The 17306-nt window shown below is 65.6% G+C and carries 16 protein-coding genes; 9 read left to right on the top strand and 7 right to left on the bottom strand.

What is annotated here, in order from left to right:
• Positions 1-45: 45 nt before the first annotated feature.
• Positions 46-867 (bottom strand): MipA/OmpV family protein, encoded by an 822-nt coding sequence (locus RMR04_RS15810; protein WP_311915547.1) that lies wholly within the window; start codon positions 865-867, stop codon positions 46-48.
• Positions 868-1043: 176 nt separating this feature from the next.
• Between RMR04_RS15810 and RMR04_RS15805 the strand changes: the two genes are divergently transcribed.
• Together RMR04_RS15805 and RMR04_RS15800 are read left to right on the top strand one after the other, a co-directional pair.
• Positions 1044-3131 carry a molybdopterin-containing oxidoreductase family protein gene (locus RMR04_RS15805; RefSeq protein ID WP_311915546.1) on the top strand — a complete coding sequence of 696 codons (2088 nt, stop codon included), beginning with the start codon at positions 1044-1046 and terminating at the stop codon, positions 3129-3131.
• A 121-nt stretch (positions 3132-3252) separates the two neighbouring features.
• Positions 3253-3600, top strand: a complete 348-nt coding sequence (locus tag RMR04_RS15800; RefSeq protein WP_311915545.1) for a hypothetical protein — start codon at positions 3253-3255, stop codon at positions 3598-3600.
• On the opposite strand, the gene RMR04_RS15795 is transcribed toward RMR04_RS15800, so the two are convergent.
• Positions 3584-3718: a hypothetical protein gene (locus RMR04_RS15795; RefSeq protein ID WP_311915544.1), complete on the bottom strand. Its 135-nt coding sequence runs from the start codon at positions 3716-3718 to the stop codon at positions 3584-3586. The two genes, RMR04_RS15800 and RMR04_RS15795, sit on opposite strands and share 17 nt — an antisense overlap.
• A gap of 413 nt (positions 3719-4131) precedes the next feature.
• Here RMR04_RS15795 and RMR04_RS15790 point away from each other — a divergent pair, with 413 nt between their 5' ends.
• Positions 4132-4920, top strand: coding sequence for a helix-turn-helix transcriptional regulator (locus RMR04_RS15790; protein ID WP_311915543.1), 789 nt, complete (start codon positions 4132-4134; stop codon positions 4918-4920).
• On the opposite strand, the gene purN is transcribed toward RMR04_RS15790, so the two are convergent.
• Complete coding sequence (purN, locus tag RMR04_RS15785) at positions 4848-5471, bottom strand: phosphoribosylglycinamide formyltransferase (protein ID WP_311915542.1); 624 nt, start codon at positions 5469-5471, stop codon at positions 4848-4850. The two genes, RMR04_RS15790 and purN, sit on opposite strands and share 73 nt — an antisense overlap.
• Positions 5468-6541, bottom strand: coding sequence for a phosphoribosylformylglycinamidine cyclo-ligase (purM, locus tag RMR04_RS15780; protein ID WP_311915541.1), 1074 nt, complete (start codon positions 6539-6541; stop codon positions 5468-5470). The genes purN and purM overlap by 4 nt, the downstream gene beginning before the upstream one ends.
• Before the next feature lie 139 nt (positions 6542-6680).
• Between purM and RMR04_RS15775 the strand changes: the two genes are divergently transcribed.
• The 3 genes from RMR04_RS15775 to RMR04_RS15765 all read left to right on the top strand — a co-directional run bounded on the left by RMR04_RS15775 (position 6681) and on the right by RMR04_RS15765 (position 9212).
• Positions 6681-7211: a CDP-alcohol phosphatidyltransferase family protein gene (locus RMR04_RS15775; protein ID WP_311915540.1), complete on the top strand. Its 531-nt coding sequence runs from the start codon at positions 6681-6683 to the stop codon at positions 7209-7211.
• A gap of 193 nt (positions 7212-7404) precedes the next feature.
• Complete coding sequence (locus RMR04_RS15770) at positions 7405-8514, top strand: AI-2E family transporter (RefSeq protein ID WP_311915539.1); 1110 nt, start codon at positions 7405-7407, stop codon at positions 8512-8514.
• 5 nt (positions 8515-8519) lie between these two features.
• Positions 8520-9212 carry a P-loop NTPase family protein gene (locus RMR04_RS15765; protein WP_311915538.1) on the top strand — a complete coding sequence of 231 codons (693 nt, stop codon included), beginning with the start codon at positions 8520-8522 and terminating at the stop codon, positions 9210-9212.
• On the opposite strand, the gene RMR04_RS15760 is transcribed toward RMR04_RS15765, so the two are convergent.
• Both RMR04_RS15760 and RMR04_RS15755 read right to left on the bottom strand, forming a co-directional pair.
• Positions 9213-10448 carry an acyl-CoA desaturase gene (locus RMR04_RS15760; protein WP_311915536.1) on the bottom strand — a complete coding sequence of 412 codons (1236 nt, stop codon included), beginning with the start codon at positions 10446-10448 and terminating at the stop codon, positions 9213-9215.
• Positions 10449-10551: 103 nt separating this feature from the next.
• A complete protein-coding gene (locus RMR04_RS15755; RefSeq protein WP_311915535.1) occupies positions 10552-11202 on the bottom strand; it encodes a hypothetical protein in 651 nt (216 codons plus the stop codon).
• 189 nt (positions 11203-11391) lie between these two features.
• Between RMR04_RS15755 and RMR04_RS15750 the strand changes: the two genes are divergently transcribed.
• The 3 genes from RMR04_RS15750 (at position 11392) to ppx (ending at position 15943) form a co-directional block, all read left to right on the top strand.
• Positions 11392-12063, top strand: coding sequence for a TetR/AcrR family transcriptional regulator (locus RMR04_RS15750; RefSeq protein WP_311915534.1), 672 nt, complete (start codon positions 11392-11394; stop codon positions 12061-12063).
• A gap of 156 nt (positions 12064-12219) precedes the next feature.
• Positions 12220-14424, top strand: a complete 2205-nt coding sequence (locus tag RMR04_RS15745) for an RNA degradosome polyphosphate kinase (RefSeq protein WP_311915533.1) — start codon at positions 12220-12222, stop codon at positions 14422-14424.
• Position 14425: 1 nt separating this feature from the next.
• Complete coding sequence (ppx, locus tag RMR04_RS15740; RefSeq protein WP_311915532.1) at positions 14426-15943, top strand: exopolyphosphatase; 1518 nt, start codon at positions 14426-14428, stop codon at positions 15941-15943.
• Positions 15944-16131: 188 nt separating this feature from the next.
• Here ppx and rnd read toward each other — a convergent pair whose 3' ends face one another.
• The gene (rnd, locus tag RMR04_RS15735) at positions 16132-17271 is read right to left on the bottom strand and encodes a ribonuclease D (RefSeq protein WP_311915531.1); all 1140 of its coding nucleotides are present in this window, start codon (positions 17269-17271) and stop codon (positions 16132-16134) included.
• Positions 17272-17306 lie beyond the last annotated feature (35 nt).

Here is a 17306-nt window from a genome sequence, read left to right as displayed (position 1 = left end):
AAACCCCGTGGCCTGGTCCTGGCCCACGGGGTCCGGAGTTCGCGCTCAGAAGCCGAGATCGAAGGCGTAGCTTGCCGAGATGCCGAGCGTGATCGAGTCGCGCGAGCCATAGGTTTTCACGATCGGCGCCTTGGCTGCGTCGCCGACCAGGCGCTTGTACTCGATATAGGTCGTGGTCGAGAGGCGCTCGGACCAGTTATAGGTCGCCTGCGCGATCGCGCCATAGGAATGGACCCCGGCATTGAAGCGCTGCAGCAGCCCGCCGGTGCCGGCGACGCCGGGATAGGACCCGAAATAGGTCCGCAGATAATCGGCGCCGACGATGCTCATGCGCGGACCGGCGCCGAACGACCACTGGCCGACCCTGGCGATGGCGTCGAGCTTGAGTTCGGCGACCAGCGCGTCATGGGCAATGAAGCCGCGCCGCAGATCGACGCGGGCACGCAGCCAAGAGGCCGGGTAGAACTCGGCGAAGCCGCCGGCCTCGAATCCGAACTTCGTGTCGGGAACCGCGACCAGAGCGGGGTTGGTGCTGGCCTTGCGCTCCCAGAGCAGATTGCCGGAGAAGCCGATGCGCCAGCCCTTGCCGGAGAAGAAGCCGATCGAGAGAGCATCATCCTCGGCCACCCACCAGGTGCTCTTCACGCCCTTGCCGAGCGAGATGATCGGGCGCGGCCGGAAGACATAGTTGTTGGAGCCTGAATAATCGGGCTGGTAGCGCAGGCCGGCTCCCAGCGTCAGATTCCAGTGCTGCGCAGATTCGGGCGAGGTGAGGGTGGTGTAGTCGCTCGACTGCGCAGAAGCGCGCTGGCCGGACGAAAGGACGAGACAGGCCAGCAGGCCCGCCAGGAACACAACGCAACGCATCGATGAGAACTCCGGCGCAAGCGGCGCCTTTTCGAACACAACCTCATTCAACTTGACTCGTTAGTGTTAACCGCCGGTTGACACCCGCGTATCTGCCGCACCCGAGGCGCGTTGGGAAAGGGTGACGGCGTGGGCACGCCATTTCTCCTGCTCTGAAACTCGTCTAATAAGCAGTTATGACTGAGCTCCCCCGCATCGCCCATCTGCCATCGGTTTGCCCGCATGACTGCCCCTCCGCCTGTTCTCTGGAGGTCGAGGTCATCGATGGGCGCAGCATAGGGCGTGTGCGCGGCAGCAAGCGCCAGAGCTATACGGACGGGGTGATCTGCGCCAAGGTCGCGCGTTATTCCGAGCGCATCCACCATCCCGACCGGCTGCTCCACCCGCTGCGCAGGACCGGCCCGAAGGGCTCGGGCCAGTTCGAGCGGATATCCTGGGACGAGGCACTCGACGAGATCGCGCGGCGTTTCCTGGCGATCGAGCACGAGCACGGCGCGCAGGCCGTCTGGCCCTATTACTATGCGGGCACAATGGGCCTCGTCATGCGCGACGGCATCAACCGCCTGCGCCACGCCAAGGGCTATTCCGGTCAATATTCGACGATCTGCACCACCATGGCCTGGACCGGCTTCATCGCCGGCACGGGCCGCCTCGCAGGCCCGGATCCGCGCGAGATGGCCAAGTCGGATTGCGTGGTGATCTGGGGCACCAATGCCGTGCACACCCAGGTCAATGTGATGCACCACGCCGTCAAGGCGCGGAAGACGCGCGGCGCCAAGATCGTCGCCATCGACATCTATCACAATGCCACGCTCGCCCAGGCCGACCTCGCCTTGGTGCTGCGGCCGGGCACGGATGCGGCGCTGGCCTGCGCGGTGATGCATGTCCTCTTCCGTGATGGCCATGCCGACCGCGACTATCTGGCGCGGCACACCGATGCTCCAGACGAGCTGGAGGCGCATCTCGCCGGCCGCACGCCGGAATGGGCGGCTGCGATCACCGGGCTCGAGGTCGCGCAGATCGAAGAGTTCGCGGCTCTCGTCGGCACGCGCAAGAAGAGCTTCTTCCGGCTGGGCTATGGTTTTGCCCGCCAGCGTAATGGTGCGGTCTCGATGCATGCGGCGCTGTCTGTGCCAACCGTTACAGGAGCCTGGCAATATGAGGGCGGCGGCGCCTTCCACAGCAACAGCGGCATCTACAAATGGCGCAAGAGCCTGATCGAGGGGCTCGACCTCATCGATCCGAAAATTCGCCAGCTCGATCAGTCGCAGATCGGCCGCGTTCTGACCGGCGATGCCGAGGCACTGCGGCAAGGCGGGCCGGTCAAGGCGCTGTTCATCCAGAACACCAATCCGATCTCGGTCGCGCCCGAGCAGGAACTGGTCAAGCAGGGCTTTGCCCGCGACGACCTGTTCACCGTGGTCCATGAGCAGTTCATGACCGAGACGGCTCAGATGGCTGATATCGTGCTGCCGGCGACCCAGTTCATGGAGCATGACGACATCTATCAGGGCGGCGGCCACCAGCACATCATGTGGGGCGGCAAGCTGGTCGATCCGCCGGGCGAATGCCGCTCGAACCATGAGGTCGTCAGTGCGCTCGCCGAGCGGCTCGGTGCGCAGCATCGCGGCTTCCAGATGTCGCCGCGCGAGATCGTCGACTGGACGTTGCGCGAGAGCGGGCGCGGCACGCTCGACGAATTGATCGCCAATGATTTCCATGACGTGCAGCCGGATTATCGCACGGCGCATTATCTCGATGGTTTCGGCTACCGCGACAAGAAATTCCGCTTCAAGCCGGATTGGCCGAAGGTGCCCAACGCCAATGCCGGCACGGTCGGTCCTTACGAGCAGATGCCGGTGCTGCCCGACTACTGGGCCGTCATCGAGAGTGCTGATGCGGAGCACCCCTTCCGCCTGGCGACGAGCCCGGCGCGCAGCTTCCTGAACTCGACCTTCACCGAGACCCCGGGCTCCCAGAAGAAGGAGGGGCGGCCGACGCTGATGCTGCATCCCGGTGACGCGGAAAAGCTTGGCATCGCCGCCGATGACGAAGTCGTGGTCGGCAACAGCCGCGGCAGCGTGTATCTCCATGCCGTACTGTTCGAGGGGTTGGTGCGCGGCGTCGTCATTGCCGAGTCGATCTGGCCCAATGCGGCGCACAGGCATGGGCGCGGCATCAACACGATCACGGGAGCGGACGCCGTAGCCCCCTTCGGCGGCGCTGCTTTTCATGACGTGAAGGTGTGGATCAAGCGGGCGTGACCTTCCGCGCTCTTGACCTTTGCGGGGCGCTGTGAACCATCGCCGACGCGCGGGCGAGGCATGAATCATGCGATCAGGGGCCCGTTTTCTTAGGGCTTGTGAAATCATGATGATGCGGCGGATGGGTGCGGTCGTTTTGGCCGGTGGATTGTCTGTGCTGATGGGCTCGGTCGTGCTGGCCGCGAGCAGCTCCGCGCCGCTCCCGCCGCCGGATCCGACGGCGAAGAACCTCACCCCCTACATGATCCAGCTGCGCGCCTTCGACGCCTGCCTGCACACCCAGTCGCAGCTGCTGCAGACGACCCGCGAGGCGGTGCATACGCCGTGCAGCTGCTACGCCAAGGGCACGGTCAACGCCATGTCCAAGGACGAGATCCAGGCTTTTCGCGACACCGGCTATTTCAACGACACGGCGCGCGAGAAGGGTTTGCAGTTCATCGACACCTGCAAGCTCAAGCGGCCGCTCTGACGGCTGCGGCTTCCAGAAAGAAACGCGCCCTGATCCGCGCTTCATAAGCGACGAGACTGGGGTGGGTTTCGACGACGCCGCGGATGGCGGAGTCGAAGATCGGGCTGAGCGCCGACATCGTGAAAGCGCTCAGCACCGCGTCGCCGCCGCAAGGCGTATCGCTAGATCACGTCTCATGCGGACGAAATCGCCAAAATGCGAAAAATATGATAGATTACAATATTTTATAGTATTTTTCCTGCGAAAAACCGGTGCCCACTTTTTCGCGCCCTGCTCTTGGGCGCGCTGCGCATGTTCCCGGTCACGCGCTGGAACGGTAGCCCCGACATCCGCAGCAGGATCGCGGCCTTGATGCAGAACGGGCTCGGATCGGACAGGCGCAAGCCCGGCCCGAAACCGTGCCGGATGACCATCGCGCGATTTCCTCTTGGCATTCTCGCTGGCCTGGACGCTACTGCCACGCTCCTGACAGGATTCGTCAGCAGGCTGAGCCATCCTGAACCTGACGAAGCTCGGGTGGAAACAAAGAACATGCAGCGCGCCGAACGATTGCTCGATCTGATCCAGAGCCTGCGCCGGCGGCGCCGGCCCGTGACGGCCGATACGCTCGCCGCCGAGCTCGATGTCTCGGTTCGCACCGTTTATCGTGACATCGCCGCGCTGATGCGCCAGGGCGTGCCGGTCAGGGGCGAGGCCGGTATCGGCTATGTCCTCGACGCCGGCTTCGACCTGCCGCCGCTGATGCTGTCGCCCGACGAGATCGAGGCGGTTCTCGTCGGCATGCGCTGGCTCAGCGAGCGGGCCGATCCTGTTCTGGCGCGCGCAGCCGAGGATGTGGTCAGCAAGGTCGCGGCCGTGCTGCCGACGCATCTCAAGCCGATCCTGCTCGATGGTGCCTTGTTCGCCCCCGCCTATGGCTCGGAGAAGCCGGTCGACCAGGTCGATGTCGCCGGCGTCCGCGCCGCGATCCGGCAAGGCCGCAAGCTCTCGATCCGCTATCGCGACGAAGCGGGGCGGGAATCGCAGCGTATGATCTGGCCGATCGGCATGACCTTCTACGAGCGGGTGCGCATCGTTATCGCCTGGTGCGAGTTGCGCGAGGCGTTCCGCCATTTCCGCACCGACCGCATCACCGACCTCACCTTGCGCGAGGAGCGCTACCCGGCGCGGCGCGCCGATCTGTTGCGACGCTGGCAGCAGCAGGAGGATGAGCGCGACAGGGTCGCTTGCGAGCAGCGGGAGGCGGCTCAGAGCCGCGCGACCGTGCCCTCGACCAGCGCGACACGGCCCGAGGCGACCTCGGCCAGCCCGCGCGGATAAAGCGTGAGCTCCTGCGCCAGCACGCGCTGGCTCAGGCTGTCCTCGTCGTCTCCCGGCAGCACGGGGACCTTGGCCTGGGCGATCACAGGTCCGGCATCGAGCTCGGGCACGACGAAATGCACGCTGCAGCCATGCTCCGTGACGCCGGCCTCAAGCGCCTGGCGGTGCGTATGCGTGCCCTTGAACAGCGGCAGCAGCGAAGGGTGGATGTTGATCAACCGCCCTTCCCAGCGCCGGACGAACCAGGGCGTCATGATCCGCATGAAGCCGGCGAGCGCGATCAGCTCGATCTGGTTGATGCGCAGGACCTCGTCCATGGCGCGCTCGAAGGCCTCGCGATCCCTGTTGAAGGCGCGGTGATCCACCGTCGCGGTCGCGATACCCAAGGCGCTGGCGCGCTCGAGCCCGCCGGCGCCGGGGATGTTCGACAGCACGAGCGCGATCTCGGCGGGAAAATCATCCGCCTGCGCGGCCTGCGCCAACGACTGCATGTTGGAACCGCGCCCGGAGATCAGGACCGCGGTGCGCTTGCGGAGGATCGGCGTGCTCACAGGGCGAGCTTGCCGCGATAGCTGACGGGCTCGTCGCCGGCGGCGAGCGAGACGACCTCGCCCAACCGGATGGCGAGTTCGCCGGCGGCCTTCAGGGCGGCCTCGACCTCATCGGCCTTGGCGGCGTCGGCGGCGACAATCATGCCGATACCGCAATTGAAGGTGCGCAGCATCTCGCGCTCGACGACGCCGCCGGTCGTCGCAAGCCAGGCGAAGACGGGCGGGACTGAGATGGCCGAGAGATCGAGCGAGACGCCGAGCCCTTCGGGCAGGACGCGAGGGATATTGTCGGGAAAACCGCCGCCGGTGATATGGGCGAGGGCCTTGATGCCGTCCGTCGCCTTCAACGCCGCGAGCAGGGTCTTCACATAGATCCGCGTCGGGGTCAGCAGCGCCTCGGCCAGGCTCTGGCCAGGCGCGAAGGGAGCGGGCGCGTCCCAACCCAATCCGGCCAGCGTAACGATGCGGCGGACCAGCGAGTAGCCGTTGGAATGCACGCCGGAGGAGGGCAGGCCGAAGACGATGTCGCCCGCCGCGAGATCGGCACGCGGCAGCAGCGTCCCGCGCTCGGCTGCGCCGACCGCGAAGCCCGCGAGATCGTAATCCTTGTCGGCATACATGCCGGGCATCTCGGCGGTCTCCCCGCCGATCAGCGCGCAACCCGCCTGCCGGCAGCCATCGGCGATGCCGCGCACGATCTCCACGCCAACCTTGGGGTCGAGCTTGCCGGTGGCGTAGTAGTCGAGGAAGAGCAACGGCTCGGCGCCTTGCACGACAAGGTCGTTGACGCACATCGCGACGAGGTCGATGCCGATCGTCGCATGCAGCCCGCTTTCGATCGCGATCTTGACCTTGGTGCCGACGCCGTCATTGGCGGCGACCAGGATCGGATCGTTGAAGCCGGCGGCTTTGAGATCGAACAAACCGCCGAAGCCGCCGATCTCGGCGTCGGCGCCGGGACGGCGCGTCGAGCGTACGAGTGGCTTGATGGCGTCGACCATGGCGTTGCCGGCGTCGATGTCGACGCCTGCCTGCGCATAGGTCAGTCCGTTCGCGCCGGGCTTTGTCATGATCTGCGGCCTCATCCTGCTTTGAGGCGAGCGATAGGCAAGCGCGGCGCCGCTTGCAAGCCGGGACAGCGCTTTCGCCCTTGCCGATCCACCGATTCGGGTTCTAGCGTCACGGCCCCGCCTGCGCGAACCCCATCGCATGACGCTTCCCAACCTGATCACCATCGGCCGCCTCATCCTGGTGCCGCTCGTGATCGTCATGATCATCGATGCGCGCTGGCAGCTTGCCTTCATCATCTTCGTGGCGGCGGGCGTATCGGACGCCGTCGATGGCTTCATCGCCAAGCGCTTCGACATGGCCAGCGAACTCGGCGCCTATCTCGACCCCGTGGCCGACAAGGCGCTGATCGTCTCGATCTACATCACCCTGGCCATAGTCGGGGCCATACCCTCCTGGCTCGTCATCCTGGTGGTGTCGCGCGACGTCATGATCGTCTCGGCCGTGATCCTGTCCTGGGTGATGGAGCGGCCGGTCGAGATCGCGCCCTTCATCGTCAGCAAGCTCAATACCGCCGCGCAGATCGCCTTCGCCGCGCTGGTGCTGGGCTCGCGCGCCTTCGGTGTCGATCCGGGGCAAGCCATGCAGCTTGGCCAGCTTCTGGTGGCGCTGTTGACGCTCGGCTCGATGACCGCCTATCTCACCTTCTGGCTGCGGCACATGGCGGCGTGAGGCTGCTGGCAGCCGGGAAGGGCGGCGGTGATCTCGGGCGCTCTTGGAACTTTCGTCCGCTTCGCCCATTTGTGCAGCGCATGATTACCGACCCACAAAGCTTTGTGTCCGCTTCTGATCGACAAGTGAGAGCCGGATTCATGCGAAAGGTCGGTTTCCACTTCTTCGCATCCCGCATTAGGGGCCTGGATCGATGACCCTGCAACGTCAAATCGGCTTCTGGCTGGCCTCGCTCGTCGTGTTCGTGCTGCTGCTCGTGCTGCTGCGCGACGTGCTGCTGCCCTTCGTCGCGGCGCTGGCGCTGGCCTATCTGCTCGATCCCTTGGCCGACCGGCTGGAAAGGATGGGGATGGGCCGGCTCGCGGCGACGATCGTCATCCTGTTTGTCTTCCTGCTGGTCTTCGTGCTGGCGCTGGTGCTGCTCGCGCCGCTGCTCGGCCAGCAGCTGGCCGGGCTGGTCCAGCGTCTGCCCGCCGACGCGGCGAAGCTTCAAGCGCTCGTGCTGGAGCGCGGCGCACCCTGGCTGGAGCGGCTTGGCGGCGCGAAGCTCGCCACCGAGGCCCAGAGTTCGCTCGGCAATCTCGTCGGCGAGGGCACCAAATGGGTCGGCAGCGTGCTTCAGTCGCTCTGGACCGGCGGCACCGCCATCATCGGGGTGTTTTCGCTCCTGGTGCTGACGCCGGTGATCGCCTTCTACCTGCTCGTCGATTGGGACCGCATGATCGCGACCGTCGATGGCTGGCTGCCGCTCGACCATCGCGATACCATTCGCGGCCTGCTTAACGAGATGGACGTCGCCATCGCCGGCTTCCTGCGCGGCCAGGCGCTGGTCTGCCTGCTGCTCGGTATCTTCTATGCGGTGGGTCTGAGCCTGCTCGGCGTCAATTTCGGCGCGTTGATCGGCATCATCAGCGGCTTCCTCTCCTTCATTCCTTATGTCGGCTCGCTGACGGGGCTCGTGCTCGCGGTCGGCGTCGCCATCGTCCAGTTCTGGCCGGACTGGACCTGGCCGCTGGCGACGCTCGCCGTTTTCGCCGCGGGCCAGTTCCTCGAAGGCAACATCTTCCAGCCGAAATTCGTCGGTGGCTCGATCGGCGTGCATCCGGTCTGGCTGATGTTCGCGCTTCTCGCCTTCGGCACGCTGTTCGGCTTCGTCGGCCTGCTGCTGGCGGTGCCGCTGGCGGCCGTCATGGGCGTGCTCTGTCGCTTCGCGCTCAGGCAATACCTCGCCAGCAACATCTATCATGGCGGCGACGCGACCAAGGCCGCGAAGGTCCGCGCGCGCACCGGGGCGGATATCTGATCTCCATGTCCGATCTGCCGAGCCGCCCCCGCCAGCTTGCGCTCGACTTGCCGGTCGACAGCCGCCACGGGATCGAGGATTTCCTGATCGGTCCTTCCAACGAGGCCGCCTATGGCCTGGTCGAGGCCTGGCCGAACTGGCCTGAATCCTGGCTGCGGCTCGTCGGGCCCGAGGGCGCCGGCAAGACCCATCTCGCCGCGATCTGGGCGAAGATGGCCCATGCCTGGACGGTTTCGGTCGCCGAGGTCACGCAGGACGGCGTCCCGCATCTAATCTCCGGCGGCGCGCTCGTGGTCGAGGATTGCGACCAGGGCGTCGACGACGAGCCGGCGCTGTTCCACCTGATGAATGCGATGAAGGCGAAGGGCGGCTTCCTGCTGCTGACCGCGCGCAGCGCGCCCGACCTCTGGGGCCTGCGCGTGCCCGATCTGCTGTCGCGCCTGAGGCTGGCGCCACAGGCGACGATCGCACCGCCCGACGACGCGCTGTTGCGGGCGGTGCTGGTCAAGCTCTTCATCGACCGGCAGCTCATCATCGACGCCGGCATCATCGAGATGCTGGCGCTCAGGATGGAGCGCTCCTTCGCGGCAGCGCGCGCGCTGGTCGATGCACTCGACCGGCTTTCGCTCGAACGCGGCCGGCGCGTCACCCGCGCGCTCGCGGCCGAGGCGCTGGCTGCGCTGTTCCCGGCCGAGTGATCAGGCGCGCGGCGGGGCCGCCGATGGCTGCGAGACCAGCCGGGCATGCATCGCCTCGGTCAGCAGATCATGGGCGCGCGCCGCGATGGCATCGAGCGAGGGCGTCTTGACGAACATGGCGGCCGCTTTCTCCGCCAGCTCCTCGCGCGTCGGCAGGACCGGCAGATGCAGTTGCGCCAGCGCCTCATGCGCCTGCTGCTGCATTTCGACCAGGCGATCTCCGGCGCGATGCTGCAGATCGGCCAGCGCCGAGCGCAGATCGGCCAGCGTCATGGTCGGCAGATGCAGATCTGACAGGCTCGGCGTCGCGGCATAGGCCTCCCAGAAGGCTGCGATGGCGCGTTCCAACGGCACGGAGGCGGCGAGCCGCTCGGCCGAGCGCTCGATCACACGCGGCGGTAGCGCCTGGGAGCGCTCGACGACCGCTTGCGGCGGCTCCCTCAGTTCCCAGACCAGCTTGAGCTTCGAGAGTCCGAGGATAATGTAATAGGTCGGATCCCACTGCCACCAGCGAAAGCCCTGGCGCACGCTGTATTGATAGGCGTGATGGTTGTTGTGCCAGCCTTCGCCCATGGTGATGACCGCCAGCCACCAATTGTTGCGGCTCTCGTCGCCGGTGACATAGTCCTTGTCGCCATGCACATGCGCCAGGGAGTTGATGCAGAAGGTGGCGTGGAAGACGCAGACCGTCGACCAGAAGAAGCCGACGAACAGCCCGGCCCAGCCATCGATCGCAAAGCAGATCAAGGCGAGCACGACGGCGGGCGCGATCTCGAAACGATGCAGCAGGCGCAATTCCGGGAACTTCGTCAGATCCGTGATCGTCGAGGGATCGAAGCGGTCATGGCCGCGGGCGAAGATCCAGCCGAGATGCGAATAGACGAAGGAGGTCAGCACCGGCGAGTGCACGTCATGCTCGGTGTCGGCGTAGCGGTGGTGATGCCTGTGCTTGGAGGCCCACCAGAGCACGCTCTTCTGCGCCGTCGACTGCGCCAGCAGCGCCAGCAGGAACTGCCCGAAACGGCTGGTCTTGTAGGTTCGGTGCGAGAAATAGCGGTGATAGCCGCCCGTGACCGCAAACATCCGCAGCCAGTACAGGCCGATCGCCAGCCAGACCGAAGTCCAGGTCACGCCGCTCCAGATCGCGCCCAGGCAGGCGAGATGCGCCAGCACGAAGGGGATGGCGGCGGGATAGACGATGTCGCCATCGTCGTGAGGGGTCTCGATCTGGGACAAGTCGTTTCTCTGATCTGAATGGCAAGCTATATGGGTGGCGCTGCGCGACAAGAACAGGACCGGCAAGGCTCGCGCAAGTGCGGCATCTCGCGCAAGTGCGGTATTATGATCCAGCCGTCGCCGTCGCGGCGTTCAGCGGCTTCCTGCGCAAGCAAAGCCGGAGAGCCAGGGCCGCGATCAGAACCGTGATGAAAGGCCAGTAGAACGGGTCCATGACCGCGCGCTTGCCGAAGGTTACCATGAAGCTGAGCCAGATGTAATAAGCCCCGCACAGATGGAGCCAGCGCCAGGCTTGCGGGCCGACCATGGCCGCGGTTTTGTCGAACGATGTTGCGGCCATGGCGAGGATGAAAAGATAGGCGAGGCCGCCTGAGATGAGTGTACCGGTGTTGCTGAGCTGCTTGAACAGGGCCGGGGCCGTGCTGGCCAAGGCGATGATGGCAAGTCCGTGCAGGCCATGGGACAGGGCGAAGGACAGTCCGAGATAGCGCCGGTTCCGCCTTTGCCAGCGCGTCCAGATGCCGGGACAGGCCTGGAACAGAGCCGAGGCCGTGAAAGCGAGGCAGAACAATACCAGAGATGTCCGCGCCGTGATGCGGATGACCAGCCGGATGCCGTCGCTTCCGCTGGACGAGGTTGCAAACGCGGCAAGCACGCCCAAAACGAGCCCTGATGCGAGCAGCCCAAGCAGTGACCAGCCTTCCAGCAGGCCTGCCGGATATGATGGCTTCGGCTCGTTCCGCGCGGTTGTCATGTCGATGCCGTTTCGTGAGGGGCGTGCGCCGCTATCGAGCGACGATTGCATCAGCGCTCGCTCTAGGCAACAAATGTAATCGATGATTACATGATCGTGATGCGAAGGCGCTTCTCCTAGTTTCGGAACGGGTTTCCTCCTTCGCTGGCGGGTTTCCTCCTGTGCCGGAACGTGCACTAGCTTCCACCCATGAGCACCGTGAAACCGACTCGAACCGGAGACCGCGAGGCGGGTGAGGGCGGTTCGGCCTATCATCACGGCAATTTGCGCGAGGAGCTCGTCGAGCAGGCGCTCAAGCTGGCTGAGGAGGGGGGGCTCTCGGCGGTGAGTGTCCGGGCGGCGGCGCGATTGGCCGGGGTCTCACCAGCAGCTCCGTTCCGCCACTTCCCGGACAAGATGACACTGATGACGGCGGTGGCCGAGGAGGCGATGCGGCGCTTCAGGGCCGAAATCGCGCTGGCACTGGCGCAGGAGGTGGATGATGATCCGATGCTGCGCATACGCGCTATCGGGCGGGCTTATCTCGATTGGGCCAGACGCAATCCGACCCATTTCGAAATCATCTCGTCACGGCGCTCGATCGATTTCGACGGATCGCCGTCGCTGGGCCGCGAGAACGCCGAAATCCAGGCTCAGATCGAAGCCCTGTTGCTGGAGGCGGCGCAACGCGGGCTTCTGCGTTGCAACGACCGGCACCTGATCCAGATCGCGGCGCGTGCGTTGGTGTATGGTCTCGCGCGCATGCTGGTCGATGGCCATTTCCCGAGTTGGCAGGTCGCCGATGCGGACATCGACGGAACCATGGCCAAAGTGCTGGATCTGTTCGTGGACGGGCTGGTCAAGGAGCGGGCCGCGTCCTGAACTGTGATCCGGCAGGTGCGATGGACATGAAGGCCGGGATCGAATGTCATCGAAGCGTCACGCTAGGATGGCTTCAAGAGCGGACGGGATCGAAGCGGCGGAACTGACGCGGCGAAATTGATGCGACACGCGGCGGCAGGGGCAAAAGCGAAGCAGATGAACGCGCAAACGGCAGAAATCATGGATCTCGACATCCCCGCCATTGACGCCTACGGCGCCGATACCCCGCTGCGGCAATTGCCCGCCCGCTTCATAAACCGCGAGCTGTCCTGGCTGCAGTTCAACCGCCGCGTCATGGAAGAGGCCTCGAACCGCAATCACCCCCTGCTGGAGCAGCTGCGCTTCCTCTCGATCTCAGCCGCCAATCTCGATGAATTTTTCATGGTCCGCGTCTCGGGCCTGCGCGAACAGCTCAAGGCCGGCGTGGTCACGAAGAGCCAGGACGGACTGACGCCGGCCGAGCAGCTTGCCGAACTGGGCAAGGCGGTCTCGGCTCTGACGGACGACCAGCAGGCGCGCTGGATCGAGTTGAAGCGCGACCTGCACGAGAACAAGATTCACCTGCTTGGCCCAAGCGAAGTCGGCAAGCAGGAGCGGGTCTGGCTGGAGGATTACTTCCTCCACTACATCTTCCCGGTGCTGACGCCGCTGGCGATCGACCCGGCGCATCCGTTCCCCTTCATCCCCAATCTCGGCTTCACGCTGGCGCTGGCGCTGGAGAGGATCAGCGACGGGCGCCAGCTCGACGCGCTGATCCGCGTGCCGATCAAGATGGACCGCTTCATCGAATTGCCGGATCTGGGGCGCGAAGGCCTGCATCGCTTCATCACGCTGGAGGACGCGGTCTCGCTCTTCATCGGCAAGCTCTTCCCGGGCTATGACGTCAAGGGCACCGGCTCGTTCCGCGTCATCCGCGACACCGATCTCGACATCGAGGAAGAGGCCGAGGATCTGGTGCGCGTCTTCGAGACGATGCTGAAGCTGCGTCGGCGCGGCGTCGTCATCCGGCTCGAGGTCTCGACCGGCATGCCGGCGCATCTGCGCAAGCTGATCGTGCGCGAGCTCAAGGTCGACGCCGACGAGATCGTCGATGTCGCCGGCATGATCGGCCTCAACGAGCTCTCGCAGCTCGTCGGCGTCGACCGCCCCGACCTCAAGTTCAAGCCCTACAATGCCCGCTTCCCCGAGCGCATCCGCGAGCATGCCGGCGACTGCTTCGCCGCGATCCGCCAGAAGGACCTGATCGTCCACCACCCCTATGAGAGCTTCGACGTCGTCGTTCAGTTCCTGCAGCAGGCGGCACGCGATCCCAGCGTCGTCGCGATCAAGCAGACGCTCTATCGCACCTCGTCGAACTCGCCGATCGTGCATGCTCTGGCCGAAGCGGCGGAGGCCGGCAAGTCGGTGACCGCCCTGGTCGAGCTCAAGGCGCGCTTCGATGAGGAGGCCAATATCCGTTGGGCCAAGGATCTGGAGCGCGCCGGCGTCCAGGTCGTTTACGGCTTCATCGAGCTCAAGACCCACGCCAAGCTGTCGATGGTGGTGCGCCGCGAGGCCGGCCAGCTCGTGACCTATTGCCATATCGCGACCGGCAACTACCACCCGATCACGGCGCGCATCTACACCGACGTATCCTTCTTCACCGCCGACCCGGTGATGTCGCAGGATGTCGCGCGCATCTTCAACTTCATCACCGGCTATGCCGAGCCGGCCGAGCTGGAGAAGATGTCGGTGTCGCCGGTGGGGCTGAAGCAGCGCCTGCTCTCCGACATCGCCGAGGAGGTCGCGCATGTGAAGGCCGGCCGCAAGGGCGCGATCTGGGGTAAGTGCAATTCGCTGGTCGATCCCGAGATCATCGACGCGCTCTACGATGCCAGCCAGGCGGGGGTCGAGATCGACTTCGTCGTACGCGGCATCTGCTGCCTGAGGCCCGGCATTCCCGGCCTCTCCGAGAACATCCGCGTCAAGTCGATCGTCGGCCGCTTCCTGGAGCACACCCGGATCTACGCTTTCGGGGCAGGCCACGGCCTGCCTTCGGCCAAGGCCAAGCTCTACATCTCCTCGGCCGATCTGATGCCGCGCAATCTCGACCGTCGCGTCGAGGCGCTGACCCCGATTCTGAACGCGACGGTCCACCAGCAACTGCTCGAGCAGATCATGCAGGCCAATTTCCTCGACAATGAACAGAGCTGGACGATCTTGCCCGATGGCGGTTCGCAACGCATTGTCCCGGCCCCGGGCGACGAGTCGTTCAACGCCCATAAATATTTCATGACGAATCCGAGCCTGTCCGGACGTGGAAAATCCCTCTCCAACTCCAGCCCCAGAAGCCTCCCCAAGCGGGCGGCCAAGAAAAGCTGAGATGACCGGCATGGGCTTCGTTGCGGGGCGGTTGAGCCTTGGCGAGACGATCGCCATCATCGACATCGGTTCGAATTCGGTCCGCCTCGTCGTCTATGAGATGCTGGCGCGCTCGCCCGCCCAGGTCTTCAACGAGAAGGAGATGGCGGGGCTCGGCCGGCAGGTCGCCACCACCGGCCGGCTCGCCACGGACGCGATGGATCGCGCGCTCGAGGCGCTGCTGCGCTTCCGCGTTCTCTGTGAGGCGATGCAGGTCGGCGAGATCCGCGTCATCGCGACCGCCGCCGCGCGCGAAGCCGCCAATGGTCCGGCCTTCCTCGCCAGGGCGGAGCAGGCGATCGGCCAGCCGATCGAACTGATCTCCGGCAGTCGCGAGGCCTATCTCTCGGGGCTTGGCGTGATTTCCGGCTTTTCCGAGCCGCATGGCGTCGCCGGCGATCTCGGTGGCGGCTCGCTGGAGCTTGTCGGGGTCGACGGCGATCGCGTCGGACCGGGCATCAGCCTGCCGATTGGTGGCCTCGCGCTGATGGACCAGGCGAAGGGCCAGATCAAGCTGGCCGAGAAGATCGTTCGCGAACAGCTCGACCATCACCCGCAATTGGCAGCGATGCGCGGCAAGGACTTTTTCGCCGTCGGTGGTACCTGGCGGGCGCTCGCGACCCTGCATCAGCGCCAGTCCGGCTACCCGCTCAGTGTCATGCATGGCTACACCGTGCCGGCCCGGGACGTTGCCGATTTCGCCCGGCTGGTCGAGCGCGCCGACGCTTCTGTCCTGGAAGCGATCGACGCTGTCTCCTCCGCGCGCCGGCCGCTCCTGGCCTATGGCGCGCTGGTGCTCGACCTGCTGATCAAGCGCGGCCGTCCGCGCGCGGTGGTGATCTCGGCGAGCGGTGTGCGCGAGGGCCTGCTATACGACATGCTCCCGGAGGATGAGCGCCGGGTCGATCCGCTGCTGCGCGGCGCCCAGGACTACAACCAGCTGCGCGCCCGCGAACCGCGCCATGCCGCCGATCTGATCGAGTGGGTGCGGCGCCTCGTTGCCAGCGCGGGCTTGCCGAACGACCCTGCCGGCGGCCGCCTGCAGGACGCGGCCTGCCTGCTCTCCGATATCGGCTGGCGCGCCCATCCCGATTATCGCGGCGAGCAGAGCCTCAACGTGATCGCGCATGCTGCTTTCAGCGGCGTCGATCACCCGGGCCGTGCTTTCCTGGCCCTGACGGTTTTCCATCGCTATGCCGGCGCAAAGAGCGATTCTCCCGCTGCCGCCGGCTTGAGGCAGTTGCTGACGCCGCGCCTGCTGGAGCGCTCGCAGCTTCTCGCCAGCGCCTTCCGCGTCGCCTATCTGCTCTCGGCCGGGATGCCTGGCATCCTGCCGCGCGCGACGCTGGCCTGTATCGACAGCCGGCTCGTCCTGCGCCTCTCCGGCGAACTCCATGCCTTGTCGAGCGAGCGCGTGACGGGCCGATTGAAGCAACTCGCCAAGCTGCTCGGCCGCGAATACGAGATCAGCCTCGGCTGACGCGGTGTTCCAGGTTCGGATCACAGGGATCCAAGAGGCTGTTTGGACACCCTTCCGAGCCCTCATCCTGAGGAGCGGGCGTAGCCCGCGTTTCGAAGGATGCTCCAGGAGGCTCCCGAACCATCTGGAGCATCCTTCGAGACGCCGCTTCGCGGCTCCTCAGGATGAGGGCTGGAGTAAATGGGTCACTAAGCGACGGAAACCCGGCCGCGCACGATCCTGAGGCCCAGATTGCCGTTCTTGAGCGCGATTGCCTTCTCGCCGAAGACCTCGCGCCGCCAGCCCTTCAGCGCCGGCACGTCGGCCTCATCGTCGAAGGAGATGGCTTCCAGATCGTCGGAGGAGGCGATGATCTTCGGCGCCACGCGCTCGGCATCCGCGACCGCCTTGAGCAGTACCTTGAGCAGATCGAGCACGGCGCCGTTCGTGGCGCGGCCACGCTCCCGCTCCAGCCGGGGCAAGGTCTTGGGATCGAGCGCAAGTCCGCGCGCGACCGCCGCCAGCACCTCGCCACCGGCGCGCGAGCGCTCGAAGCCGTTGGGCACCGAGCGCAGCTCCGCCAGCGCCTCGACCGAGACGGGCGCGCGCTGCACGATGTCCATCAGCGCATCGTCCTTGAGCACGCGCTGGCGCGGCACGTCGCGGCTCTGCGCCTCGCGCTCGCGCCAGGCGGCGAGCTCCATCAGCAGCGCCAGCTCCTTGGGTTTGCGGATTCGGCCCTTCAGGCGCTGCCAGGCGTTCTCCGGCTTGACCTCGTAAGTGCCGGGCGAATTCAGCACCGCCATTTCCTCGGCGACCCAACTCTCGCGGCCGCTGGCTTTGATGTCGGCGTCGAGCGCGAGATAGATGTCGCGCAGATGGGTGACGTCGGATTCCGCATAGACCAGTTGCGCGTCGCTGAGCGGGCGGCGCGACCAGTCGGTGAAGCGCGAGGATTTGTCGATCCGCGCCTTGGCGAGGTCATTGGCGAGCTGCTCGTAGCCGACCGAGTCGCCATAGCCGCAGACCATGGCGGCGACCTGCGTGTCGAAGAGCGGCTTGGGGATCAGCTTGCCGATGATCCAGACGATCTCGAGATCCTGCCGCGCCGCATGGAAGACCTTGACCACGGCCTCGTCAGTCATCAGCGCCAGGAAGGGCGCGAGATCGATGCCGGGCGCGAGTGGGTCGACCAGCACGGCCTCGTCTGGCGAGGCGAGCTGGACCAGGCAGAGCTTGGGGTAATAGGTCGTCTCCCGCAGGAACTCGGTGTCGACCGTGACGAAGGGATGCGTAGCCAGGCGCGCGCAGGCGTCGGCCAGATCCTGGGTGGTTGTGATGAGGCTCATGAGGTCGGCTCATAGCAGACAGAGTATCGCCATGT

The organism is Bosea sp. 685 (assembly GCF_031884435.1).
GTDB lineage: Bacteria > Pseudomonadota > Alphaproteobacteria > Rhizobiales > Beijerinckiaceae > Allobosea.
The sequence above is the reverse complement of the archived record's forward strand: the minus strand, read 5'-3'. Positions and strand labels throughout refer to the sequence as shown.

Excerpts from the sequence above, each read along its gene's own strand:
- RMR04_RS15750 (WP_311915534.1), top strand. The coding sequence starts at position 11,392 with ATGAGCACCGTGAAACCGACTCGAACCGGAGACCGCGAGGCGGGTGAG.
- rnd (WP_311915531.1), bottom strand. The coding sequence starts at position 17,271 with ATGAGCCTCATCACAACCACCCAGGATCTGGCCGACGCCTGCGCGCGC.
- RMR04_RS15805 (WP_311915546.1), top strand. The coding sequence starts at position 1,044 with ATGACTGAGCTCCCCCGCATCGCCCATCTGCCATCGGTTTGCCCGCAT.
- RMR04_RS15745 (WP_311915533.1), top strand. The coding sequence starts at position 12,220 with ATGAACGCGCAAACGGCAGAAATCATGGATCTCGACATCCCCGCCATT.
- purM (WP_311915541.1), bottom strand. The coding sequence starts at position 6,541 with ATGACAAAGCCCGGCGCGAACGGACTGACCTATGCGCAGGCAGGCGTC.
- RMR04_RS15790 (WP_311915543.1), top strand. The coding sequence starts at position 4,132 with ATGCAGCGCGCCGAACGATTGCTCGATCTGATCCAGAGCCTGCGCCGG.
- RMR04_RS15775 (WP_311915540.1), top strand. The coding sequence starts at position 6,681 with ATGACGCTTCCCAACCTGATCACCATCGGCCGCCTCATCCTGGTGCCG.
- RMR04_RS15765 (WP_311915538.1), top strand. The coding sequence starts at position 8,520 with ATGTCCGATCTGCCGAGCCGCCCCCGCCAGCTTGCGCTCGACTTGCCG.
- RMR04_RS15770 (WP_311915539.1), top strand. The coding sequence starts at position 7,405 with ATGACCCTGCAACGTCAAATCGGCTTCTGGCTGGCCTCGCTCGTCGTG.
- RMR04_RS15755 (WP_311915535.1), bottom strand. The coding sequence starts at position 11,202 with ATGACAACCGCGCGGAACGAGCCGAAGCCATCATATCCGGCAGGCCTG.
- RMR04_RS15795 (WP_311915544.1), bottom strand. The coding sequence starts at position 3,718 with ATGTCGGCGCTCAGCCCGATCTTCGACTCCGCCATCCGCGGCGTCGTC.
- RMR04_RS15810 (WP_311915547.1), bottom strand. The coding sequence starts at position 867 with ATGCGTTGCGTTGTGTTCCTGGCGGGCCTGCTGGCCTGTCTCGTCCTT.
- RMR04_RS15800 (WP_311915545.1), top strand. The coding sequence starts at position 3,253 with ATGGGTGCGGTCGTTTTGGCCGGTGGATTGTCTGTGCTGATGGGCTCG.
- ppx (WP_311915532.1), top strand. The coding sequence starts at position 14,426 with ATGACCGGCATGGGCTTCGTTGCGGGGCGGTTGAGCCTTGGCGAGACG.